This window comes from Kitasatospora sp. NPDC101108 (assembly GCF_055584725.1).
Map to the genome: position 1 here is coordinate 91,754 of NZ_JBVJLM010000006.1, position 20,997 is coordinate 112,750.

The following is a 20,997-nucleotide window of genomic DNA, read 5'->3' on the forward strand; positions in this document are numbered from 1 at the left end:
GAGCGGCCGCCGGGCGGGGCGGGACCGGGGCCCGCCGACGGGCGGGACCGGGGCCACCGACGGCCGAGGCCGGGACCGCCCCGTCGGCGGCCCCGGCCACGTCCGCGCGGACTCAGCGCTGGCGGGCCGCCAGGAACTCCTCGAAGTCCAGGAAGCCCTGGTGACGGGTGTCCATCGCGTGGATCAGTGCCTCGGCCATCGAGATGGTGACGCTGTGGTCGCCCATCTCGTTGGCGGCCAGCGCGTACTCGGCAGCGGTGATCTTGCCGTCGCCGTTCTTGTCGAAGCGGTCGAACATCTCCTTGATGGCCTCGACGCTCTCCATCGTTTCCTCCTGGGCACTGCGGGGTCTTGCGCGGTTCGGACGGCCGTACCCTACCCGGCCGTGGTGTGCGCCACGGTGTCCGGGAGTGGACGGGCGCCGGGGTGGGTGTCGTAGTCTGCGGGTCTGATTGCTGACCCGGGCTCCTCCCGGGCGGTCGTTCGTCCAGGGAGGGAACCGTGCTCGACCTCGCCACCAGGCTGGTGCTGAAACCCGTCTCACGCGGGATCTGGCGCCCGGTCATCGAGGGCATCGAGAACGTGCCGCGCAAGGGCGGGGTGATCCTGGCCAGCAACCACCTGTCGTTCATCGACAGCGTGGTGATCCCGCTCACCGCCCCGCGCCGGGTGCACTTCCTCGCCAAGGCCGAGTACTTCACCGGCACCGGGCTCAAGGGCCGGGTCTCCAAGGGCTTCTTCGAGGCGATCGGCGCGGTGCCGGTCGAGCGCGGCACCTACCGTTCCGCGCAGGCCTCGCTGGAGTCGGCGCTGGAGATCCTGGAGGCCGGCAAGGCCTTCGGCATCTACCCCGAGGGCACCCGGTCGCTGGACGGCCGGCTCTACCGCGGCAAGACGGGCGTCGCCTGGCTCGCGCTGACCGCGGGCGTCCCGGTGGTGCCGGTGGCCCTTGAGGGCCCGGAGCACATCCTGCCGATCGGCAAGCGCGTCCCGCGGATCAAGAAGGTCACCGTCCGCTTCGGCGAGCCGCTGCACTTCGACGAGCTTCACGGGCAGGCCCGTTCGCTGAAGGCCCGTCGGCAGGTGACCGACGAGGTGATGGCGGCGATCCAGCGGCTCTCCGGCCAGGAGGTCGTGGAGAGCTACAACGAGATCCCGAAGGCGGCCTGACCGCCCTTCGGCCCGGTCCCGCGCGGCCGACGGCCGCGGGGCCACGCACCGTCGGTGCCCGACCGGGTCGGCCGACAGCCGGGGCCCACGGGGTCACGCGTGACCGAGCGCGGCGGCGTCCGCCAGGGCCGCGACCTCCGGTGCCTCCCGGCGCAGCAGCGCCGCGTACCGGCCGTCCAGCTCCACCAGCTCCTCGTGGGTGCCGAGTTCGACCACCTCACCGTGGTCGAGCACGGCGATCTGGTCGGCGGAGCGGACGGTGGAGAGCCGGTGCGCGATGGTGATGGTGGTGCGGCCCGCGGCCAGGGTGTCCACGGCCTGCTGGACGGCGCGCTCGGTGCGGTTGTCGAGCGCGCTGGTGGCCTCGTCCAGGATGAGCACGGGCGGGTTGCGCAGGATGGTGCGGGCGAGCGCGAGGCGCTGCTTCTCGCCTCCGGAGAAGCGGTAGCCGCGTTCGCCGACCAGGGTGTCGTAGCCGTCCGGGAGGGCGGCGATGGTCTCGTGGATCTGCGCGGCCCGGGCGGCCTCGACCAGTTCGGCGTCGTCGGCGCCGGGCTTGGCGAAGCGCAGGTTGTCGGCGACCGAGGCGTGGAAGAGGTAGGTCTCCTGGGAGACCACGCCGACCGCGCGGGCCAGGGTGTCGAAGGACAGCTCGCGCACGTCCACGCCGTCCAGGGTGACCCGGCCGCCGGTGACGTCGTACAGCCGCGGCACCAGGTAGCTGAGGGTGGTCTTGCCGGAGCCGGTCTCGCCGACCACCGCCAGTGAGGTCCCGGCCGGGACCTTGAGCTCGACGCCGGCCAGGGTCGGGCGCTCCTGCTCGGGGTCGTAGCGGAAGTCGACGGCCTCGAAGCGGACCTCGCCGCGGATGTCGGTCAGGTCGACCGGCCGCGGCGGTTCGGCGATCTCCACCGGCAGGTCGAGGTACTCGAAGATGCGCTGGAAGAGCGCGAGCGAGGTCTGCACGTCCACGCCGGTGGAGAGCAGGCTGACGGTCGGGCGGAACAGGCCCTGCTGGAGGGTGACGAAGGCGACCAGGGTGCCGACCGAGACGATCGGGGCGCCCGCGGCCGAGGTCAGCCCGGCGGCCCAGTAGATCAGCGCGGGCATCGCGGCCATCACGATCATGATGGTGTTCATCCGCCAGCGCCCGGCCATGCTGGCCCGCACCTCCAGGCCGGCGAGCTGGTCGGACTGCTCGGTGAACTCCCGGGCGAGCGAGTCGGATCGGCCCATGGTGCGGCCGAGCAGGATGCCGCTGACCGACAGCGATTCCTGGACCGCCGAGCTCATCGCGGCCAGCTGCTTCTGCCGCTCGGTGGTGATCTTCTTGCGCTCCCGGCCGACCCGCCGGCTGATCCAGACGAACAGCGGCAGCAGGAGCAGCGAGACGACGGTCAGCCGCCAGTCGAGGGCGACCATGGCGACGATCGAGGCGATCACCGCGGTGAGGTTGGAGACCAGGCTGGTCGCGGTGGAGGTCACGGTAGACTGCATGCCGCCGATGTCGTTGGCGATCCGGGACTGCACCTCGCCGGTGCGGGTGCGGGTGAAGAAGGCCAGCGACTGTCGCTGGAGGTGGCCGTAGACCGCCGTGCGCAGGTCGTGCATGACCCGCTGGCCGACGGTGGTGGAGATCAGCGTCTGCAGCACGTTGAAGATGCTGTTCACCACGGCGGTGAGGATCATCCCGAGCGCGAGCAGGCTGAGCAGCCCGGTGCGGCCCTGCGGGATGGCGGTGTCCAGCACGGCCCTGAGCAGGAACGGCGAGACGACGGACACCACGGCCGAGGCGGCGACCAGCAGTCCGACGGTGGTGAGGCGGCCCCGGTACGGGCGGAACAGCGCGAGGATGCGCCGCCACTGGGCCGGCGGGCGGGGGTCGCCCTCGGTGCGCTCGGGCGGGGTCCAGTCGATGGCGGCGGGCCTCAAGAACGGGCCTCCCTGGATCGGGCGCGCGGGGGCGTGGCCGCGGCGGCGGGCATGGCGGTCGGTCGGGCTTCAGCATAGCGAGAGTAGCTCATAGTTAGGCAAGCTAATAGTGAGGGTTGCTCTATTCCCCCTCGCCGTGCCGGCCCGGCCGACCGCCGCGCGCCTCAGTTCGTCCGGTAGGTGCGCGCAGCCTTCGAGGACAGGCCGCCGAGCTTGCCGGACGGCAGCACCCGGGCGATCGCCACGGCCAGCTTGTAGCGCTTGCCCGGCACGGACACCGAACGGCCGCGGGCGAGGTCACGCATCGCCTCGTCCACCACCCGCTCGGCCGACAGCCAGGACCAGGACGGGATGTTGCCGGTGCCCATGCCCGCCCGCTGGTGGAACTCGGTCCGGGTGAAGCCCGGGCACAGCGCCATCATCCGCACGCCCGTCCCGCCGAGGTCGCGCAGCACGCCCTGGGTGAAGCTCACCACCCACGCCTTGCTCGCCCCGTAGGTGCCCCGCGGCAGGAAGGCCGCCACCGAGGCGACGTTCACGACCGCGCCCCGGCCGCGCTCGCGCATCCCCGGGAGGGCGGCCGTGGTCAGCCGCAGGACGGCCTCGATGTGCACCTTCAGCATGTCCAGCTCGCCCTGGAGCGGGACGGTCCCGAAGGCGCCCTTGTTGCCGAACCCGGCGTTGTTGATCAGGAGGTCCACCGGGCGCTCGGCGTCGGCGAGCCGGGCCTCGACGGCGGCGATGCCCTCGTCGGTGGCGAGGTCGGCGGTCAGCACCTCCGCCTCGGTGCCGTACCGGGCGTGCAGGTCCGCGCTCGAACGCTCCAGGCGCTCGGTGTCCCGGGCCACCAGGACGAGCCGGTAGCCGCTGCGGGCGAGCCGGCGGGCGAAGGCGGCTCCGATGCCGGCGGTCGCGCCGGTGATCAAGGCTGTGGTCATGCCCCTGACGGTACCGACTCACCGCAGCCACGCCCACACCCAGGGCGACTCACCTGGTCGGCGGGCTGCGGATGCCGGCCATCGATCGTGCTCGTACCGTCGGACGAGGGCATCGCCCGGCCGGGCGGTGCGTTCCAGACGAGGAGGCACACCTGATGCTCACCCAGCTCCGGACCGAGACCGCCTCGGCGTCACGCAGTGCGACGCCCACCGAGGCCGAGACCCTCGCGAGCCTGATGGTGGAGGACGAGGCCGTGGTGTCCGACGCGCCCGCCTACCTGCCGGAAGCCCAGGGCCTGCTGCTGCTGGCCGGGCTGCTGACCCTCTCCCCCAAGGCGCCCAAGGCGCCGAAGGAGAAGCCGGCCCGGTAGCCGGGCCGCTCCGCCCAGGGGCTCGCGCCCAGTACCACTTCTCGGATGCCCGAAGGAGGGACCCTCCGCATGCCGTTCGCCGACACGTCACTGCGCGACGAGTACGCCGCAGCGGTCGAGCGAGTGGCGGGCCGGACCCTCGACGCCCTCCGGGACGGCGGGGGTCCGGCCGCACTCACGACCCGTGACACCCCCGCGCCCCGCCCGCTGCTGGCCGCCGTACGGGTGCTCGGCCCGGATCTGTTCGCCCCGCAACTGCTCACCGGGGCAGAACCCGACGGCCCCACCGCCGAACTGCTGGCCGAGGCCCGGCGCACCCTTCCCCCTCCGGCGGCCCGATCCGGGGAAGCGGCGCTGGTGATCGGCTGGCAGGACTGGGCCGCCGAACGGGTGCTGGCCCGGACACCGTTCGGTGCGGCCGCCTCGCCCTCCCCTCCGCCGCCCACGCTCCCCGCGCCGTCGCCCGGCCCGGAAACCGCCGGATGGCAGGCCTGGTCCGTACGGATGGCACAGCTGTCCGTCCTGGCACTGCCCGGCCTGGACGGCCCGGTCCACGACGACGCCCGCAGCCACACCCTGGGCCTCGCCCGCGGCACGGCCCGCGCCATGCTCCGGAACGACCTCACCACCGCCGTCCGACTCGCCCGCTGGCTCGCCTGGGCCCGGGCCGACGGCCGGCCGGTCCGGCTGGAGGTCGCCCCCGTGCTGGAGCGGATCCGCCTGGCCGGCCCCGGCAGCGCCCGCACGGGCCTCGAACTCGTCGTGGCCCAGAGCCTGTTGGGCAGGACCTCGCGATGACCGACAGCCAGGTGCTCACCATCGCCCAACGGCTCGGCACCCGGGCGCTGGCCTGGTTGCACGCGCACTACACCGACGGCAGGGGACGGCTCACGGACAGCACCGTCATCGACCTGGCCGATCCGGACGACGCCTACAAGCCGCTTTGCGAGGCCGCGCTGGCCGCGTCCCTGGTGCTCCGCGAGGGCGTCGCCGGCCCCCGCGACACCCGGGCGGCGCAGGAACTCCTCGACACCGCCTGGGCCCAACTGCGCGGGGGCGACCTCCTCTACGACCGACAGTTGCGCCACGTCGTGATCACCGACCCGCTGGAGACCTACGCCCACTTCGCCCGGGCGGGCTACCGCCACGCCGCCCTGGAGGAGCTGCTGAACTCGCTCGGCCGCCTCCGGGCCGTCCACGCCCTCGAAATGCAGGGGAGCCGCCGGCTCGCCCTCGCCAACGCCTGGCGGATCGCGGGACTCGAACACCGGCCGGACTGGGCCGCCCTGGCCCGGCACACCTGGCTCGGCGCCCGCCCCGAGCCGTGGACCATCGCCTGGGCGATCGGCTACCAGGTCACCCACACCGTGTTCCACCTCACCGACTGGGGCTCGCGGCCCGACTGCCTGCCCGAACCGGTGCGCGACTACCTGAGCGACTGGCTGCCGGTCTGGCTCGACGTCTGGCTGGAGACCGAGCAGTGGGACCTCGCCGGCGAGTTGCTCATCGTCGACTCGTGCATCGGCGAGCCGGTCACCGGCCGGACCGGCTGGGAGGCCCTGGACGCGATCCAGCACGCGGACGGACTGATCCCGCGTGACGGCACCACACCCGTCGACACAGACCCGGAGGACACCTTCCGCGAGCACGAACACACCGCCGTGGTGGGCGTGGTGGCGGCCACCGTCGCGCTCTCGCGCGCGCTCGGCGGCACACCGGTGGTCGCATGAGCGAGCTGACCACCGCGCTCGCGGCGACGCCACGGGCGGCCGGGCCGTACGCCACCGCCGTGACGGTCGCCGTGGCACACGGGGAGCGCGAGGAGGTGCGCTGCCACGGGCGGCTCGGGCACGGGCGGACGGCGGCCGGGTGCGAGCCGGACACGGTCTTCGAACTCGGTTCGGTCAGCAAGACGTTCACCGCGCTGCTGCTGGCGGAGATGGCCGCACGCGGTGAACTCGCCCTGGACGACCCGCTGGAGCACCACCTGCCGCCCGACTGGCGCCCGGCCGCCGTGCGTTCGGACGAACCGATCCGGCTGCTGCACCTGGCCACCCACACTTCCGGGCTGCCCCGGCTGCCGCCGGGACTGCTCGCGAGCGCCGCGCCGTCCTGGTTCACCAATCCGTACGCCGCTTACGGCGAGGAACAGTTGAAACGCGGCCTGGCCCGAACCACGGTGCGCGGCAGACCCGGTAGCCGGTACTGCTACTCCAACTACGGGTTCGGCCTCCTCGGGCGCGTGCTCGCCGAGGCGGGCGGCCTTCCGTACGGGGAACTGCTCGCCGAGCGCGTCTGTGGACCGCTCGGGCTGTACTCCACGACATGCGCTGCGGATGCGCCGCGCCTGGCCGTCGGACACCGCCGCGGACGGCCGCTGCCGCCCTGGCGCATCCCCGGGCTGCCGGGCGCGGGCGCCCTGCGGTCGTCCGGGGCCGACCTGCTGCGCTACCTCGGCGCCCACACCCGTGGCGCGGAGGGCGCGTTGGGGGCCGCGCTGCGGGAGGTCCAGCGACCTCGACTGCGGCTGCCCCGCTCGGCCGACCGGCTCGGCCTCGTCTGGATGCACCGCCGCTCGGGCGGCCGGGACCTCTACTTCCACTCCGGCGGGACCCGCGGATTCACCAGCTTCGTCGGCTTCTCGGCCCAGGGCCCGGCCGCCGTCGCCGTCCTGGCCAACACGGCACCGGCGTTGGACGGGCGGCTCGTCCAGGCCGGGTACGAGCTGCTGCGGGCCGCCGCCCGGGGCGGCTGAGGGCGCCGCCCCGGGGACAGGACCTGGACAGGTCCTGGACCGGTCCTCGGCCTATCCTGGGCCAGTCCTAGACCGCCACCGCCTTGGCGCGGTCGGCGGCGATGCGGACCGCGAGGCCGGCCAGGACGGTGCCCATCACGTAGCGCTGGACGCGCAGCCAGGCCGGGCGGCGGTTGAGGAAGCCGGCGATGCTGCCCGCGCTCATCGCGATCAGGCCGTTCATGCCGACCGCGATCGCGATCTGGGTCAGGCCCAGCACCAGGCTCTGCGCCGCGACGTGGCCGCGCCCGGGCACCACGAACTGGGGCAGCAGCGAGATGTACATGACGGCGATCTTGGGGTTGAGCAGGCAGGTCAGGAAGCCCATCGTGAACAGGCGGCGGGGCGGGTCCGGGGGCAGCTGCTGCGGGGCGAAGACCGCCGTACCGCCGGGCTTGACCGCGTTCCAGGCCAGCCAGAGCAGGTAGCCGGCGCCGGCCAGCTTGATCGCGGTGTAGAGGACGGGGACCACCGAGAAGACCGCGGCCACCCCGGCCGTCACCGCGACCAGGTAGACCAGGAACCCGACGGCGACTCCCGTCAGCGACACCAGCCCTGCACGGCGGCCCTGGGATATCGAGCGCGAGACCAGGTAGATCATGTTCGGCCCCGGCGACAGCACCATGCCCAGCGCCACGGCCGTGATGCCGAGTACCGCGTGGCCGTCCACCGCATCCAGGGCGTCCGCGGCGTTCTTCAGCTCGTCCATGCGTCGAGGCTAGGGCGCGGGGCGATCTCGATGCAATGATGACTTTGCGCTCGGTGCAATGCTGGTCGCAGGTGGATGAGGGGTTGGCACGTGATGGACGACTACCGGCTGATCGCGGACGAGGTCGCCGCCGACATCACCGGTGGACGGCTGCGGCCGGGCCAGCAGCTGCCCACCCAGCGCGCCTTCGCCCGCAGCCGGGGCATCGCCGCCTCGACGGCGGGACGGGTCTACCGCGAACTGGTCCGGCGTGGGCTGACCGTCGGCGAGGTCGGGCGCGGCACCTTCGTCCGGGCCGGGCGGTCCGCGGAGGACGGGCGGATCGCGCTCGCCGAACCGGCCGCCGCGCCGATCGACCTGGAACTCAACTACCCGAGCGCGCCCGGGCAGGCGGAGCTGCTGGCCCGCGGACTGGCGCCGCTGCTACGGGCGGACGCGCTGGGCGAGGCGCTGCGGCCGGTCGGCGCGGCCGGGACGGACGCGGCGCGGCAGGCCTTCGCCGGGCTGCTCGCCACGGGCGAGGGCAGCTGGGAAGTCGACGCGCGCGGGCTGCTGTTCGCGGGCAACGGGCGGCAGGCCGTCGCCGGGGCGCTCGCCGCGCTGGTGCCGCCCGGGCAGCGGCTGGGGGTCGAGGCGCTGACCTACCCGGTGGTCAAGGCGGTGGCGGAGCGTCTGGGCATCCGGCTGGTGCCGCTCGCGGTGGACGAGCACGGGCTGCGGCCGGACGCCGTCGCGACGGCCCACCGGGCGGCGCCGCTGAGCGCGGTGTACGTCCAGCCCCGGGTGCAGAACCCGCTCGGTGTCAGCCTGCCGCCCGAACGGGCCGTCGCGCTGGCGGCGGAGCTGCGGCGGCTGGACCTGCCGGTGGTCGAGGACGCCGTCTGGTCCTTCCTGCGCCCCGGACCGTCGCCGCTCGCCGCGCTCGCGCCCGAGCGGACGGTGCTGGTCGACAGCCTCTCCAAGCGGCTCGCACCGGGACTGACCACCGGGTTCGCGGTCGTCCCCGACGGGCTTCGCGAACGGGTCGCGGGCGCGCTGCGGACCGGCGGATGGACGCCGAGCGGCTTCGCGCTGGAGGCGGCGGTTCGCTGGATCGGGGACGGGACGCTGGCGGCGGTGACGGCGGCGAAGCGGACGGACGCGGCGGCGCGACAGGCGCTGGCCCGGGAGGCTCTCGCGGGCCAGCGGGTGCGGGCGGACCCGTGCTCGTACTACCTGTGGTGGGAACTGCCGGGCGCCTGGCGGGCGGAGACCTTCGTCGCCGCGGCGGCGCGGGCGGGGATCTCGGTGACGCCCGCGTCGGCCTTCGCGGTGGACCCGCGGAGCACGCCGTCCGCGGTGCGGGTGGGGCTGGCCTCGCCGCCGCTGCCGGTCCTGGCGTGGGCACTGCGGGTGCTGGCGGGGATCGCGGACGGCTGACCGCCGACGAATGACAAGTGACAACTGACAGATGACAGATTTCGAAATCTGAAATCTGTCATCTGTCAGTTGTCATCTGTTCGCTGTTACCTGTCAGCTGTCATCTGTTCGCCGTCAGCGGTCCGCCGCCACCCGTCACCCGTCCGCCCCCGCCCGGCTCCCGCGCGCGGCCGTGTCGGCGGCGCCGCCGGCCCCGACGGCACGCAGGCGGGAGGCGGCGGTGGCCGCCAGCTGCGGGGCGAGCTTGGCCACGTCACGGGAGCCGACCACCGCGATCAGGCTGGGCAGCAGCCAGCGCACCGGCTGCATGCCGCGCAGCCAGGCCTGGGCGTACACGTGGGCGGACCGTCGGGCGATCCCGGCGACGATCCGGTCCACCGCGGGCTCCAGCGGATAGGTCTTGTTGGCCGGCCACGGCAGCCGGCCGCGCATCTGCTTCAGCACGGTGTCCTCGTCGGCGCCGCGCACCATGTCGGTGTCGGTCCAACTCAGGTACCCCACACCGACCTTGACCCCCTGGTAGGCGACCTCGGCGCGGATCGAGTGGGCGAAGGCCTCCACCCCGGACTTGCTGGCGCAGTAGGCGCTCATCAGCGGTGCGGGCGTCAGCGCGGCGAGCGAGGCGATCTGCAGCAGGTAACCGCGGCTCTCGACGAGTGCCGGCAGGAAGGCCCGGGCGGTGGCGACGCTGCCGAGCAGGTTGACCTCGATCACCCGGCTGAACGCCCGGTGGTCGCTGTCGGCCAGCGGTCCGCCGATCGCGATCCCGGCGTTGGCGACCACGGTGTCGATCCGCCCGTAGTGCTCCTTGATCCGGTCGGCGGTCTCGTTGAGCGCTTCCAGGTCGGTGACGTCCACCTCCCAGGCGGTGGCGGCCGCGCCGCACTGCGCCGCGACGGCCTTCAGCTCCTCCGGCTCCAGGCCCAGCAGCGCGACCTTGGCCCCGCGCCGGGCCAGCTTGCGGGCCAGCGAGGCACCGACCCCGCGGGCGGCCCCGGTGACGACGACGACCTGCGCGGACAACGGCGGGATGGCGTTCATGCGGCGGTGGTCCTCTCGACGGCGACGGCGGGGGCAGGGACGGAAGCGGGGGCGGAAGCCGGGACGGAAGCGGGGGCGGCACCGGTCAGGTGCGCGGCGGCCATCCGGTGGATCTCGGCGGCGACCTCCTCCGGCCGTTCCAGCGGCGCCATGTGCCCGACTCCGGGAAGCAGCAGCAGCCCCTGCGGGTCGGCGAGTTCGGCGACGATCCGGTGGGCGTGCACCGGCGGGGTGAGCCGGTCCGCGGTGCCCACCACCACCGCGGTGGGCGCGCTGATCCGACCGAGCCCGGCCCGGACGTCCAGCCGGTCGAGCACCCCGGCCCAGTGGAAGCGCACCCCGGTGGGGCAGGCGTGCACGATCCGGGCCGTCGCCTCGACCTGGCCGGCGGGTGAAGCCGGTCCCATCGTCGCGTACTTGAGCGCCGCCCGGCTGACCGCCGAGACCGGGCCGAGCGGCAGCCGGGAGCGCAGCAGTTGCCGGTGCAGGAAGCGCCGCAGGCCCGGGGCACGGACGGCGTCCGGCAGGACGGTGAGTTCGGCGACCAGCTCGCTCGGACCGGTGGAGATCAGGACGTTGGCGGCGGTGCGCTCGGCCACCTCGGGTCGGCCGCCGGCGGCCATGATGGTCATCCCGCCCATGCTGTGCCCGGCCAGCACCGCCCGCTCCCCCGCCGGAACGGTCCGGGCGAGCACGGCGGCCAGGTCCTCGGCGAGCGCCCGGGTGGAGTAGCGGGCCCGGCTGGGCGGGACCTCGCTGTGCCCGTGGCCGCGCTGGTCGTAGGCCACCACCCGGTAGCGGTCGGCGAGTCGGCGGATCACCGGGGCCCAGAACGCGGTCGAGCAGGTCCAGCCGTGGGAGAGCACCACGGTGGGCGCTCCGGGTCGGCCGTGCACCTCGACGTGCAGCCGGACGCCGTCCGCCGAGCGGATGCTCAACTCCTCGACGGGCGTGGGCGGTTCGTACTCGGCGGGGAGCTGGACGGAGCTCATGCGGCGGCCTCCTGGACGGTTCGGGCGGTGGTCGGGGCGGTGCGCATGATCAGCTCGTACTCGCCGAGGTCGACCTTGCGGGTGGCGCGCCGGAAGGAGGTCGTGGAGCCGGGCCAGAGCACGGTGTTCTTGCCGCTCGGGTCCAGGTACCAGCTGCGGCAGCCGCCGGTGGTCCAGACGGTGCGGTCCATCCGGTGCTGCAGTTCGAGGTTCCACTGCCGCTGGGCGCGGACGGTGGGCTGCATGGCGGCGGCGCCGATCGAGTGGAGCGTGGTCAACGCGTCCACCATGTAGTTCAGTTGGGACTCGATCATCAGGATCATCGAGCTGTTGCCGAGGCCGGTGTTGGGGCCGATCACGAAGAACAGGTTGGGGAAGCCGTGCACGGTCGAGCCGCGCAGCGCCTCCATGCCGTCCTTCCACTCCTCCGCCAGGCTCGTCCCGTTCGCGCCGAACACCCGGGTGCCGATGGGCATGTCGGTGACGTGGAAGCCGGTGCCGAACACGATGGCGTCCACCTCGTGCTCGCTGCCGTCGGCGGCGACCAGGGTGGAGCCGCGCAGCTCGCGCAGGCCGGAGGAGACGACCTCGGTGTTGGCCGCGGCGAGCGCCGGGTAGTACGTGTTGCTGAGCAGGATGCGCTTGCAGCCGATCCGGTAGTCCGGGGTGAGCCTGGCGCGCAGCGCCGGGTCGGGGACGCCCTGGGCGATGTGGCGTTCGGCGAGCTGCTGGACGAGGCGCAGCAGTCCGGGGCGGCGCACGAAGGCGTCCACCTGGAGCTCGCGGAGCGCGAACAGAGTGCCCCGGCGGATCTTGGCGGTGACCGGCAGCCTGCCGTGCAGCCACTTCTCCAGCTGGGTGATCTCCCGGTCGCGGCGCGGCAGGACCCAGGCCGGGGTGCGCTGGAAGACGGTCAGCTTTCCGGCCTTCGGCTGGATCGACGGGATGATCTGGGCGGCGGAGGCGCCGGTGCCGACCATGGCGACGCGCTTGCCGGTCAGGTCGTAGTCGTGGTCCCAGCGGGAGGAGTGGAACACCTTGCCGGGGAAGGTGCTCAGGCCGGGCAGGTCGGGGATCTGCGGGTCGGCGAGCGGTCCGGCGGCGGAGACCAGGGCGTCGGCGGTCCACCGGCCGGCCGAGGTGGTGATCCGCCAGTGGGTCCGCTCGTTGTCCCAACGGGCTTCCAGCACCTCGGTGTTGAAGCGCAGGTGTGGGCGGAGCCCGAAGACGGTGGCGACCTTCTCCAGGTAGGCGCGAATGTCCGGCTGGCCGGAGAAGCTGCGCGGCCAGTCGGGGTTGGGCGCGAAGGAGAAGGAGTAGAGGTGCGAGGGCACGTCGCAGGCGCAGCCGGGGTAGCTGTTGTCGCGCCAGGTGCCGCCGACGGAGTCCGCGCGCTCCAGGACGACGAAGTCGGTGATCCCGGCGCGGCGCAGCCGGACGGCCGCTCCGAGGCCGCCGAAGCCGGAGCCGATCACCGCCACCCGCACGTGGGGTACGGTCTCCGTCGCGGCACCGGCGTCCGTCGCGGCACCGGCGTCCGTCGCGGCACCGGTGTCGGTCGCCGCGGACGCGCCGGAGCGGGGGCGCTTGCTGCTGGATGCCATGCGGCCTCCTCCTGAAGGGTGGGGCGGTGGTCGTCACGCACTTCCGGGGGTCGCGGCCCCGGGGCCTCCCGGACCGTCCTCGGAACCCTGCCAATCGCGCCAGTAATCACTGGCGCGATTGGCAGGGTAGCCCTTGCTGACACCGGATGGAAGAAGCGCGACGGCCCGGATTCACCGGATGTTCCCCGGGCCTGCGGAGGCTCCCCCGTCGGGGTGACGGACCTATGCTGATCGCCGTGGACAAGGTCAGAGCTGCTGCGGGCGACAGAAAACGCGAGTACCGGGTGGAGGAACTGGCCGAAGCGGCCGGGATCACCACCCGCACCCTGCGCTTCTACCGCGAGCGCAAACTGCTCCAGCCGCCCCGCAAGGAGGGCCGGATCGCCTGGTACGGCGAGGAACACCTGGCCCGGCTGCGGATGATCGGCGAGCTGCTCGAACGCGGCCACACCCTGGGCGGGATCGCCGAACTGATCGGCGCCGGCGAGAGCGGCCGGGACGTCGCCGGGCTGATCGGGCTGGAGGCCGCGATCGTCGCCCCGTGGTCGGACGAGACCCCGGTGCGGCTGGACTGGGAGGAGCTGAAGACCGCGTTCGGGGACCAGCTCACCGAGGAGAACACCGCCGAGGCGATCGCCCAGGGCTACATCTCGATCGAGGACGACGGCATCACCCACATCAGCCGGCGGCTGATGGACGCCACCACCGAGCTGGTCGCCGAGGGCGTACCGCTCGCGGCCGTCCTGGACGCCAGCCGGCGAACCTGGGAGTACGTCGACGCCATCGCCGAGATCTTCATCGAGGTGGTCAGCGAGCACCTGCTCAGCGCGCTCTCCGGCGACACCCCGCTGCCGCCCGGCGAGGCGGCCCGGCTCACCGAGCGCATCCTGCGGGTCCGGCCGCTCGCCCGCACGGTCGCCGACGCCCAGTTCACCCTGGCGATGGACCGCCGGGTGCAGGCCGAGTACGCCGAACTGCTGCGCCAGCGACGGGAGTCCGGCTCCGAGGCGTAGCGGGGCGGCCGGGCGGGCAGAGTTCCGGCGCCCCGTCCGGCCGTCGGCGGGCCGCGCCCCGCTCCCGGCGGGTGACCGCCCGTGGTGATGTCCGTCCGCCGGGGTGACCGCCCGCTGGAGGTGTCCGTCCGTTGGAGGAGTCGCCGGTGCCCCGAACCCTCAGCCGCCGTACCGCGCTCGGCCTCGCCGCCGGGCTCGCCCCGGGCCTCGCCCTCGCCGCCTGCGGGTCCGGCTCCTCCGCGCCGGACGGCGGTCCGTCCGGCTTCGGCGGTACCCGGACGGTCCGGCACGCGCGCGGGGAGAGCGCCGTACCGGCCCGGGCGAGCCGGGTGGTGGTGCTGGACACCGACGCCCTGGACTCGGCGGTCACCCTCGGGCTGAGCCCGGTCGGCGCCAGCACGGTCAGCGAGGGCGCTCCGTTCCCCGGGTACCTGCCCGCCGAGCAGCTGGCCGGGACGAAGGCGGTCGGCGCGATCGGCCAGCCCAGCCTGGAGGCGATCGCGGCGCTGCGGCCGGACCTCATCCTGAGCAACCAGGTCCGCGACGACAAGCGGTACGACCAGCTGTCCGAGATCGCGCCGACGGTGCTGTCCAGGACCACCGGGCCGACCTGGAAGGAGAACGTCCGGCTGCACGCGGAGGCGATGGGCCGCCAGGGCGAGGCCGCGGCGGCGGACGCGGCGTACCGGTCGAAGCTCCGGGACGTGGTCACCGCGCTGGGCGGACCGGCCAGGGCGGCGGCCACCCGGGTCGAGATGGCCCGCTTCCTGGCCGGTGCGCCCACCCGGCTCTACCTCGACGACACCTTCGTCGGCTCGCTGTTCAAGGACCTCGGGCTCGGCCGCCCGGCCAACCAGGACAGGTCCGGGTTCTCGCTGGAGATCAGCCCGGAACAGGTGGACCAGGCGGCGGCCGACGTCATCTTCTACTCGGTGTACGGGGACGAGGCGAAGTCCGACCGCGGCAGGATCACCGGGGGCGCGCTGTGGAAGAACCTGGACGCCGTCCGCAACGGCCGGGTCTTCCAGGTGGACGACAACCTGTGGATGCTGGGCATCGGCTACACGGGGGCCGGGCTGATCCTGGACCGGATCCGGACGGACCTGGCGTGACGGCGGGCGTCATCCGCCCCCCGACCCTCCCCGCGCCCCTACTCCGCGTCATCCACCGCCCCCGGCGCCAGCGCCGGCGAGGGGAAGACGTGCCGGGCCTCACCGCCCGACCACCACACCCCGATCGCGAACACCGCCGTCGCCTCCAGCAGCCCGGCCCGGTCGAGGCCGCCGCAGTGCACCGGGACGCAGCCCATCGAGCCCACCAGACCGGCGGTCAGGTCGGCGGCGCCCCGGTCGTCCGCGCAGTACGGCACCCCGAGCGGCGCACCCTCGAAGGTCGGCCGCGGCAGCGACCAGATGCTCTCGTGGCAGATGCCGAACACCTTCACCACCCGCGCCGCCGGAGCCGCCGAGGCGAGCTGCCGGGCGACGGAGTCCGTCGCCCCCGCCGTGGTCAGGGCCGGCCCGTCCGGGCCCGGAGCCATCGGTACGGTGCAGTCCAGCAGCACCCGTCCGGCCAGCTCACCGGCCAGTGACCCGACCACCGGCACCGCCGCCCCGGCCGGCAGCGCGACCAGCACCGCCTCACCGAAACGCGCGGCCTCCGCCGCCTCGCCGCCGCCCGCGGCACCGATCTGCGCGGCGAGCTTCCGGGCCACCGCCGCGTCACGCCCGCCCACCCGCACCTCGTGCCCGGCCCGCACCCACGCCCCGCCGAGTGCGGCCGCCATGGAGCCCGTACCGAGAATGCCGATCCGCATGGTGCATCCACTCCTCATCACGTCCGATGTCGTGCTCCGGACGCTAGAGGGGCCGATGCACACCGCCCGGTAGGCAACGGATCGGGCAGGATGGACGCATGCGGACCGAGGACGTCAGCGAGGACCGGACGGACCACGACCTGGGCGGCGGGCTGGGCGACGACCTGGGCGGCGGGCTGTTCGCCGCGGACTGCCGTGCCCGGCTGGCCTTCGAGGTGATCGCCAACCGCTGGGACAGCGTGGTGGTGTACGTCCTCGGCGAAGGCGGGCCGATGCGTCCCCGGGCCCTGCTCGACCGGATCGGCGGGCTCAGCCCGAAGGTGCTCAACGAGACGCTGCGCCGGCTGGAGTACAACGGGCTGGTGGAGCGCCGCCGTTACGCCGAGGCCCCGCCGCGCGTCGACTACACCCTGACCGGGGCGGGCACCGCCCTGCTCGTGCCGGTCCGCGCCCTCGGCGCCTGGGCGGCCGTGCACGGCGACGCCGTCCTGGCCGCCCAGGAACGCCATGGCGGCAGCGCGAGTTGATTCACCGTCAGCGGCACCTGCCGTCCTGGTCGTGACGCGACCTCTACCGCCGTGCCCTGATCCGAGGTGTCCTGACCGGTCCTGAACGAAGGACGGCGGGGGCGACGGTGGTCCGCGCACCGTCGCCCCCGCCGTCAGGCCCGACCGTTCGGCACCCACAGTCCGACCGGGCCCCGCTCGGGCGCATACCGGACGGGCCTGCCCAACTCAGGCCCGGCCCGGTTCAGGCCCGAGTCAGTTGACGTTGACCGCGGTCCAGGTGGCCGCGACCGCGTTGTACTCGGCACTGTTCGCGCCGTACAGGTCCGACGCCGCGCTGAGGGTGGCCGCACGGGCGCCCGCGTAGTCGGTCGTCGAGGTGAAGTACACGGTCAGCGCGCGGTACCAGATCTGCGCGGCCTTGTCCCGACCGATGCCGGCGAGCGAGGAGCCGTCGGCCGTCGGGCTGTTGTAGTCGAACCCGTTGATCGACTTCGCGCCGCTGCCCTCGGACAGCAGGTAGAAGAAGTGGTTCGCCACGCCGGACGAGTAGTGCACGTCCAGGTTGCCGACGTTCGCGTCCCAGTAGTCCGCCGAGGAGCCGTCCTTGCTCGGCTGGTCCATGTAGCGCAGCGGGCTGCCGTCGCCGCGCAGGTTGATCAGCTCGCCGATCCAGTAGTTCGGCGGGTTGGAGGGCAGGTTGGCGTACCACTCGACCATCGTGCCCATGATGTCCGAGGTGGCCTCGTTGAGGCCGCCGGACTCGCCCGAGTAGTTCAGGTTGGCGGTGGCCGCGGTGACGCCGTGGCTCATCTCGTGGCCGGCCACGTCGATCTCGGTGAGCGGCGCGCTGTTGTTGCTGCCGTCGCCGTACGACATGCAGAAGCAGTCGTCGCTCCAGAACGCGTTCACGTAGTTCGAGCCGTAGTGCACCCGGCTGAGGGCGCCGACGCCGTCGTTGCGGATGCCGTTGCGGCCGAAGGCGTTCTTGTAGAAGTCCCAGGTGGTGGCGGCGCCGAACTGGGCGTCCACGGCGGCGGATTCGCGGTTGTTGTTGGTGCCGTCGCCGAAGCTGTTGTTCGGGTTGGCGAACAGCGACCCGCTGCCCGACTGGCCGTTGCTCATGTCCGTGGTGGACTGGCCGCCGCGACTGGCGTCCTTGAGCTCGAACTGCCCGCCGTTCTCGTTGGTGTTGAGCGGGACCTGGCCGACGAAGATGCCCTTGCCGGTGCCGGCGGCGGTCTCGATCTTCTCGTGGGTGGAGAGCACCTGGCCGTTGGCCGCGTCGGTGACGAGGACCTGCGCGCTCGGGGTGCCGTCGGCGCGGGTGCCCTCGACCGTGGTCCGGTAGGCCAGTCGCGGGTTGCCGTCGGTGGCCCAGACCACCAGCTGGGCCTGGCCGGTCTGGTGGACGTTCACCAGCGGGGACTCGTCCGAGTCGATGGTCTGGCCGACGGTGGCCTTGACCGCACCGGAGGCCTGGTCGGCGGCCTTGTCCGCCGGGATCTTCGGGGTCAGGCTCGGCAGCGCGATCCGGGCGGAGACCGCCTTGTCGACCGACTTGACCGCACCGTCGGCCTTCTGGTGCACGACCAGGTCGCCGCCGATGACCGGCAGGCCGGCGTAGGTGCGCTCGAAGCGCAGGTGCCGGGTGCCGTCCTTGTCGACGACGGCGTCCTTGGTCACCAGCTTCTCCTGGCCGCCGAGGCCGAGCGCCTGGGCCAGCGGGGCGGACTGACCGTTGGCCACCGCGAGCACGGCCTCGTGCTGCTGGGCGGCCTGCGCCTGCAGCGAGGGGGCCGCGGGGGCGGCCTGGGCGGTGGTGGCGACCTGGATCACACCGGTCAGCATGGCCGTGGCCGAGAGTACGGCGACAGCAGCGAGCTTTCGCTTCACGTACGAGTCCTTCCGGGAAGCCGCGTGTGGGCGCGGTCGCACCGCGTCCCGGGGGCCGGGGTCGGCACCTGTGGGGCGGGACGGGCGCTGACGTGCTGGAACCCCGCGCGGTCGAGCGGCTCGCCACCGAGGGGTGGGGGTGGGGGGCTACCGCTGGGGGGTGACCAGAAGCATGACAATCCAGCAGGTGAATTGACAGGTCTGCCTCAGTTATTGGCCAGGTCCCGCCAGAAGGTAAAGGAATTCAAGTGGTGGTCAAATCGGGGCAATCCGCAGCGCTTTGCACGGGGTTCCCGGTCGAACCAGGGCCGACCGCCTGCACTGACGGCCGATCAACCGATGGGCGCCGGTCCGCCGATCGGAATCGATCACCGACCGATCGACTTTTACATCTCTGTAGAAGTTTCCACACACACCCTTGACGCCCGGTTGGCGAGGTCCCGCCACCGGCCACCCTTGCCCGGCGGGCGGCGGTCTGATAGCGCCGCCCGCCCGGTGAACGGCCGCTTACTCGGCGTACTTCCCTGCGGCGTCCAGCAGTTGGCGGAGCGAGGGGTTCACCATCGGACGGCCGGCCACGGTCACCGTCGGGACAGTCTCGTTGCCGTCGGCGACCGAGCGGACGAAGGCGGCGGCGTCCGGGTCCTTCCAGATGTTCACCCGGGTGAAGCGCCGGCTGTAGCGGAGCCGGGTGAAGAGCAGGCCGAAGCGCAGCTTCATGCAGTAGGAGCACAGGGGGCGCCAGTAGAGCACCACGCCGTCGTTCCGGGTCATTACTGGAACCGCCATTCCTGGGCAGTGTTTCCGGGTGTGCACGCGACCATGGTGATCTCGTTGCCGGGCCCGTTGTCGGTCATGCAGGACTGGTTCTGGTAGTCGGCCAGCGTGTACGAGCCCGCGGTGCTGCCGTTGCGGACCGTCCACCTGGTCAGGAAGCTGAACCCGTTGCTCAGCACGACCTTGCCGTCCATGGTCTGCACGAGCTGCGGGCCGCCGTTGTTGCAGGCGTTGAACAGGATCCAGCTGCCGGGATCGGTCGAGCGCACCCAGCCGTACTGGTCGGCACCGCCGACGACGATCGGGTTGTCGCCGTTCAGGTTGTCGTTGCGCATCCCGATCGGGCGGCCGTCCTTGACGCTGACGATGCGGGCCCAGCTGGCGCCACCGCAGGAGGCCGGACGGGGCGGGGTCTGCGGGGCGGGCGGGTTGCCACCGGAGGACGGTCCGCCGGAAGTACCGCCCGGAGAGGTGGAGTTGCCGGGCTTGGCCGGCGGCTGGTTCGCCGCGCCGCCCCCGCCCGCGGGCTGGTTGGCCTGCCCACCCGAGGGGCCACCGTTCGAGCCGCCCGAGGACCCGCCGTTCGAGCCCCCGCCGCCGTGGCCCTGGACCGCGCCGTTCCCGCCGTTCCCGCCATTCCCGCTGTTTCCGCCCTGGGCCGGTACTACCGGTACGGGCGATTGGCCGCCTGACGGCTGGTCGGCGGCCGGGGTGCCCGACGGGGTGTCCGTCGGCTGTGCGGACGCGGGGGTGGTGGCGGCCGGGCTGGTGGCGCCCGGGGTCGCCGGAACGGTCACCACCACGGTCGGCTGGGCGGCGGGCGGCGCCGCCGCGCCGGAGTCGCCGGGGCTGCGGTCGATCAGCAGCGCGGTCGCCGTGCCCAGGGAGATGACGACCGGGACGACGACCGGCAGCAGCAGGGTGCGGCGCGAGCGGCGTCCGCCCGGCTCGGTGTCCGCCTGCGGGTCCACCTTCACGAGCTGTTCGGGCGTGCCCGGAGCCCCCGGGGCCCCGGCCGCCGCGCCCGCCCCCGGCCGCAGGTCGATCGTCCCGCTGTCCGCCGCCCGCCGCGGCGCCCCCGGCAGGCCGATCGCCACGCGGGCCGCCGCCGCCATCCCGGCGGCGCTCTCGAAGCGGTCCTCGGGCCGCTTGGCCAGCGCGGTGGCGACCAGCGCACGCACCGCCGCCGGGAAGGTCTCCGGCAGTTCGGGCACCGGCTGGTTGACGTGCTTGAGCGCGACCTGCAGCGGCCCCTCCCCCAGGTACGGGACCTGGCCGGCCAGCAGCTCGTAGCAGACCACCCCGATCGAGTAGAGGTCGGAGGCCGGGCCGGTGGTCTCCCCCGAGGCCTGCTCGGGGGACATGTAGGCCGCGGTGCCGATGATCGCGTACGGCGCGGTGAGCTTGGTGCTGGCGACGGCCCGGGCGATGCCGAAATCGGTGATGACCACCCCGCCGTCCTCGCGCACCATCAGGTTGGAGGGCTTGATGTCGCGGTGCACGATCCCGCGCCGGTGGGCGGCGTGCAGGGCGTCCAGGGCGTCGGCGAGCAGGCCGAGGGCGCGCTCGGCGCTCATCGGGCCGTCCTCCTTGAGCACCCGGTCCAGCGGACGGCCCTCGATCAGGTCCATCACGATGTACGCGCAGCGCTCGTCGCCGTCACCGCCGCCGTCACCGCCGGCGTCGCCGCCGCTTCCGCTCCCGCCGCCGCTCTCGCCGTAGTCGTGCACGTCCACGATGCCGGGGTGGTCGATCGCGGCGACCAGCTGGGCCTCACGACGGAAGCGCTGGACGGAGGTGTCGTCCTCGAACAGGTCCGCACGCAGGATCTTGACGGCGACCGGTCGCGCCAGCACCTCGTCATCGGCCCGCCAGACCGCGCCCATCCCCCCGCCGCCGATCTTCTCGACCAGCGTGTACCGTCCGCCGAGCACAGTGCCCGCGCTGCTCATCCGCCCGCCCCCAGGTGTCATGACCCTCCCCGCCGGGTCGTCGGCACACAGTGTGCCAGAGCGTGCC

Annotated in this window: 20 protein-coding genes; 9 read left to right on the forward strand and 11 right to left on the reverse strand. The window is 73.4% G+C overall.

Annotated features, from left to right (window positions below):
- Window positions 1-112: 112 nt before the first annotated feature.
- Window positions 113-325 (reverse strand): EF-hand domain-containing protein, encoded by a 213-nt coding sequence (locus tag ACZ6Z8_RS15740; RefSeq protein WP_030283062.1) that lies wholly within the window; start codon window positions 323-325, stop codon window positions 113-115.
- Between the two features lie 176 nt (window positions 326-501).
- On the opposite strand from ACZ6Z8_RS15740, the gene ACZ6Z8_RS15745 reads away from it, so the two are divergent.
- On the forward strand, window positions 502-1,170 hold the full coding sequence (locus ACZ6Z8_RS15745; RefSeq protein WP_402815148.1) for a lysophospholipid acyltransferase family protein: 669 nt from the start codon (window positions 502-504) through the stop codon (window positions 1,168-1,170).
- Between the two features lie 93 nt (window positions 1,171-1,263).
- Here the strand turns inward: ACZ6Z8_RS15745 and ACZ6Z8_RS15750 are convergent, their stop codons facing one another.
- Both ACZ6Z8_RS15750 and ACZ6Z8_RS15755 read right to left on the reverse strand, forming a co-directional pair.
- Window positions 1,264-3,102 (reverse strand): ABC transporter ATP-binding protein, encoded by a 1,839-nt coding sequence (locus ACZ6Z8_RS15750; protein WP_465610010.1) that lies wholly within the window; start codon window positions 3,100-3,102, stop codon window positions 1,264-1,266.
- Between the two features lie 164 nt (window positions 3,103-3,266).
- Window positions 3,267-4,040, reverse strand: a complete 774-nt coding sequence (locus tag ACZ6Z8_RS15755; RefSeq protein WP_465610012.1) for an SDR family NAD(P)-dependent oxidoreductase — start codon at window positions 4,038-4,040, stop codon at window positions 3,267-3,269.
- Window positions 4,041-4,195: 155 nt separating this feature from the next.
- Here ACZ6Z8_RS15755 and ACZ6Z8_RS15760 point away from each other — a divergent pair, with 155 nt between their 5' ends.
- The 4 genes from ACZ6Z8_RS15760 (at window position 4,196) to ACZ6Z8_RS15775 (ending at window position 7,166) form a co-directional block, all read left to right on the forward strand.
- Window positions 4,196-4,411 carry a hypothetical protein gene (locus ACZ6Z8_RS15760; protein ID WP_465610014.1) on the forward strand — a complete coding sequence of 72 codons (216 nt, stop codon included), beginning with the start codon at window positions 4,196-4,198 and terminating at the stop codon, window positions 4,409-4,411.
- A gap of 69 nt (window positions 4,412-4,480) precedes the next feature.
- Entirely contained in the window at window positions 4,481-5,209 is a 729-nt protein-coding gene (locus tag ACZ6Z8_RS15765; protein ID WP_465610016.1) for a hypothetical protein, read from the forward strand.
- Entirely contained in the window at window positions 5,206-6,141 is a 936-nt protein-coding gene (locus ACZ6Z8_RS15770) for a DUF6895 family protein (protein WP_465610018.1), read from the forward strand. The genes ACZ6Z8_RS15765 and ACZ6Z8_RS15770 overlap by 4 nt, the downstream gene beginning before the upstream one ends.
- Complete coding sequence (locus ACZ6Z8_RS15775) at window positions 6,138-7,166, forward strand: serine hydrolase domain-containing protein (protein WP_465610020.1); 1,029 nt, start codon at window positions 6,138-6,140, stop codon at window positions 7,164-7,166. Before ACZ6Z8_RS15770 ends, ACZ6Z8_RS15775 begins: the two co-directional genes overlap by 4 nt.
- Before the next feature lie 67 nt (window positions 7,167-7,233).
- Here the strand turns inward: ACZ6Z8_RS15775 and ACZ6Z8_RS15780 are convergent, their stop codons facing one another.
- Window positions 7,234-7,914 carry a LysE family translocator gene (locus ACZ6Z8_RS15780; RefSeq protein ID WP_465610022.1) on the reverse strand — a complete coding sequence of 227 codons (681 nt, stop codon included), beginning with the start codon at window positions 7,912-7,914 and terminating at the stop codon, window positions 7,234-7,236.
- A gap of 93 nt (window positions 7,915-8,007) precedes the next feature.
- Here ACZ6Z8_RS15780 and ACZ6Z8_RS15785 point away from each other — a divergent pair, with 93 nt between their 5' ends.
- On the forward strand, window positions 8,008-9,333 hold the full coding sequence (locus tag ACZ6Z8_RS15785) for an aminotransferase-like domain-containing protein (RefSeq protein ID WP_465610532.1): 1,326 nt from the start codon (window positions 8,008-8,010) through the stop codon (window positions 9,331-9,333).
- Window positions 9,334-9,468: 135 nt separating this feature from the next.
- On the opposite strand, the gene ACZ6Z8_RS15790 is transcribed toward ACZ6Z8_RS15785, so the two are convergent.
- The 3 genes from ACZ6Z8_RS15790 to ACZ6Z8_RS15800 are packed head-to-tail and all read right to left on the reverse strand — an operon-like array spanning window position 9,469 to window position 12,970.
- A complete protein-coding gene (locus ACZ6Z8_RS15790) occupies window positions 9,469-10,374 on the reverse strand; it encodes an SDR family oxidoreductase (protein WP_465610024.1) in 906 nt (301 codons plus the stop codon).
- Complete coding sequence (locus tag ACZ6Z8_RS15795) at window positions 10,371-11,366, reverse strand: alpha/beta fold hydrolase (RefSeq protein WP_465610026.1); 996 nt, start codon at window positions 11,364-11,366, stop codon at window positions 10,371-10,373. Before ACZ6Z8_RS15795 ends, ACZ6Z8_RS15790 begins: the two co-directional genes overlap by 4 nt.
- Window positions 11,363-12,970, reverse strand: coding sequence for a flavin-containing monooxygenase (locus ACZ6Z8_RS15800; RefSeq protein WP_465610028.1), 1,608 nt, complete (start codon window positions 12,968-12,970; stop codon window positions 11,363-11,365). Before ACZ6Z8_RS15800 ends, ACZ6Z8_RS15795 begins: the two co-directional genes overlap by 4 nt.
- Window positions 12,971-13,206: 236 nt before the next feature.
- Between ACZ6Z8_RS15800 and ACZ6Z8_RS15805 the strand changes: the two genes are divergently transcribed.
- Together ACZ6Z8_RS15805 and ACZ6Z8_RS15810 are read left to right on the forward strand one after the other, a co-directional pair.
- Entirely contained in the window at window positions 13,207-13,983 is a 777-nt protein-coding gene (locus tag ACZ6Z8_RS15805; protein ID WP_465610030.1) for a MerR family transcriptional regulator, read from the forward strand.
- A gap of 146 nt (window positions 13,984-14,129) precedes the next feature.
- Window positions 14,130-15,095 (forward strand): ABC transporter substrate-binding protein, encoded by a 966-nt coding sequence (locus ACZ6Z8_RS15810; protein WP_465610032.1) that lies wholly within the window; start codon window positions 14,130-14,132, stop codon window positions 15,093-15,095.
- Window positions 15,096-15,133: 38 nt separating this feature from the next.
- On the opposite strand, the gene ACZ6Z8_RS15815 is transcribed toward ACZ6Z8_RS15810, so the two are convergent.
- Window positions 15,134-15,799, reverse strand: coding sequence for an NADPH-dependent F420 reductase (locus ACZ6Z8_RS15815; protein WP_465610034.1), 666 nt, complete (start codon window positions 15,797-15,799; stop codon window positions 15,134-15,136).
- Between the two features lie 98 nt (window positions 15,800-15,897).
- Here ACZ6Z8_RS15815 and ACZ6Z8_RS15820 point away from each other — a divergent pair, with 98 nt between their 5' ends.
- The gene (locus ACZ6Z8_RS15820; protein WP_465610036.1) at window positions 15,898-16,326 is read left to right on the forward strand and encodes a winged helix-turn-helix transcriptional regulator; all 429 of its coding nucleotides are present in this window, start codon (window positions 15,898-15,900) and stop codon (window positions 16,324-16,326) included.
- Window positions 16,327-16,560: 234 nt separating this feature from the next.
- Here the strand turns inward: ACZ6Z8_RS15820 and ACZ6Z8_RS15825 are convergent, their stop codons facing one another.
- The 3 genes from ACZ6Z8_RS15825 to ACZ6Z8_RS15835 all read right to left on the reverse strand — a co-directional run bounded on the left by ACZ6Z8_RS15825 (window position 16,561) and on the right by ACZ6Z8_RS15835 (window position 20,951).
- A complete protein-coding gene (locus tag ACZ6Z8_RS15825) occupies window positions 16,561-18,156 on the reverse strand; it encodes a M4 family metallopeptidase (protein WP_465610534.1) in 1,596 nt (531 codons plus the stop codon).
- Window positions 18,157-18,708: 552 nt separating this feature from the next.
- Complete coding sequence (locus ACZ6Z8_RS15830; RefSeq protein ID WP_465610037.1) at window positions 18,709-18,975, reverse strand: glutaredoxin domain-containing protein; 267 nt, start codon at window positions 18,973-18,975, stop codon at window positions 18,709-18,711.
- On the reverse strand, window positions 18,975-20,951 hold the full coding sequence (locus tag ACZ6Z8_RS15835; protein WP_465610039.1) for a serine/threonine-protein kinase: 1,977 nt from the start codon (window positions 20,949-20,951) through the stop codon (window positions 18,975-18,977). The genes ACZ6Z8_RS15830 and ACZ6Z8_RS15835 overlap by 1 nt, the downstream gene beginning before the upstream one ends.
- Between the last annotated feature and the right edge of the window lie 46 nt (window positions 20,952-20,997).

What these genes read in the sequence shown, in the direction of transcription:
- ACZ6Z8_RS15740 (WP_030283062.1), bottom strand. Translation starts at nt 325, where the DNA reads ATGGAGAGCGTCGAGGCCATCAAGGAGATGTTCGACCGCTTCGACAAG.
- ACZ6Z8_RS15755 (WP_465610012.1), bottom strand. Translation starts at nt 4,040, where the DNA reads ATGACCACAGCCTTGATCACCGGCGCGACCGCCGGCATCGGAGCCGCC.
- ACZ6Z8_RS15760 (WP_465610014.1), top strand. Translation starts at nt 4,196, where the DNA reads ATGCTCACCCAGCTCCGGACCGAGACCGCCTCGGCGTCACGCAGTGCG.
- ACZ6Z8_RS15765 (WP_465610016.1), top strand. Translation starts at nt 4,481, where the DNA reads ATGCCGTTCGCCGACACGTCACTGCGCGACGAGTACGCCGCAGCGGTC.
- ACZ6Z8_RS15770 (WP_465610018.1), top strand. Translation starts at nt 5,206, where the DNA reads ATGACCGACAGCCAGGTGCTCACCATCGCCCAACGGCTCGGCACCCGG.
- ACZ6Z8_RS15775 (WP_465610020.1), top strand. Translation starts at nt 6,138, where the DNA reads ATGAGCGAGCTGACCACCGCGCTCGCGGCGACGCCACGGGCGGCCGGG.
- ACZ6Z8_RS15780 (WP_465610022.1), bottom strand. Translation starts at nt 7,914, where the DNA reads ATGGACGAGCTGAAGAACGCCGCGGACGCCCTGGATGCGGTGGACGGC.
- ACZ6Z8_RS15785 (WP_465610532.1), top strand. Translation starts at nt 8,008, where the DNA reads ATGGACGACTACCGGCTGATCGCGGACGAGGTCGCCGCCGACATCACC.
- ACZ6Z8_RS15790 (WP_465610024.1), bottom strand. Translation starts at nt 10,374, where the DNA reads ATGAACGCCATCCCGCCGTTGTCCGCGCAGGTCGTCGTCGTCACCGGG.
- ACZ6Z8_RS15795 (WP_465610026.1), bottom strand. Translation starts at nt 11,366, where the DNA reads ATGAGCTCCGTCCAGCTCCCCGCCGAGTACGAACCGCCCACGCCCGTC.
- ACZ6Z8_RS15800 (WP_465610028.1), bottom strand. Translation starts at nt 12,970, where the DNA reads ATGGCATCCAGCAGCAAGCGCCCCCGCTCCGGCGCGTCCGCGGCGACC.
- ACZ6Z8_RS15815 (WP_465610034.1), bottom strand. Translation starts at nt 15,799, where the DNA reads ATGCGGATCGGCATTCTCGGTACGGGCTCCATGGCGGCCGCACTCGGC.
- ACZ6Z8_RS15820 (WP_465610036.1), top strand. Translation starts at nt 15,898, where the DNA reads ATGCGGACCGAGGACGTCAGCGAGGACCGGACGGACCACGACCTGGGC.
- ACZ6Z8_RS15825 (WP_465610534.1), bottom strand. Translation starts at nt 18,156, where the DNA reads ATGCTGACCGGTGTGATCCAGGTCGCCACCACCGCCCAGGCCGCCCCC.
- ACZ6Z8_RS15830 (WP_465610037.1), bottom strand. Translation starts at nt 18,975, where the DNA reads ATGACCCGGAACGACGGCGTGGTGCTCTACTGGCGCCCCCTGTGCTCC.
- ACZ6Z8_RS15835 (WP_465610039.1), bottom strand. Translation starts at nt 20,951, where the DNA reads ATGACACCTGGGGGCGGGCGGATGAGCAGCGCGGGCACTGTGCTCGGC.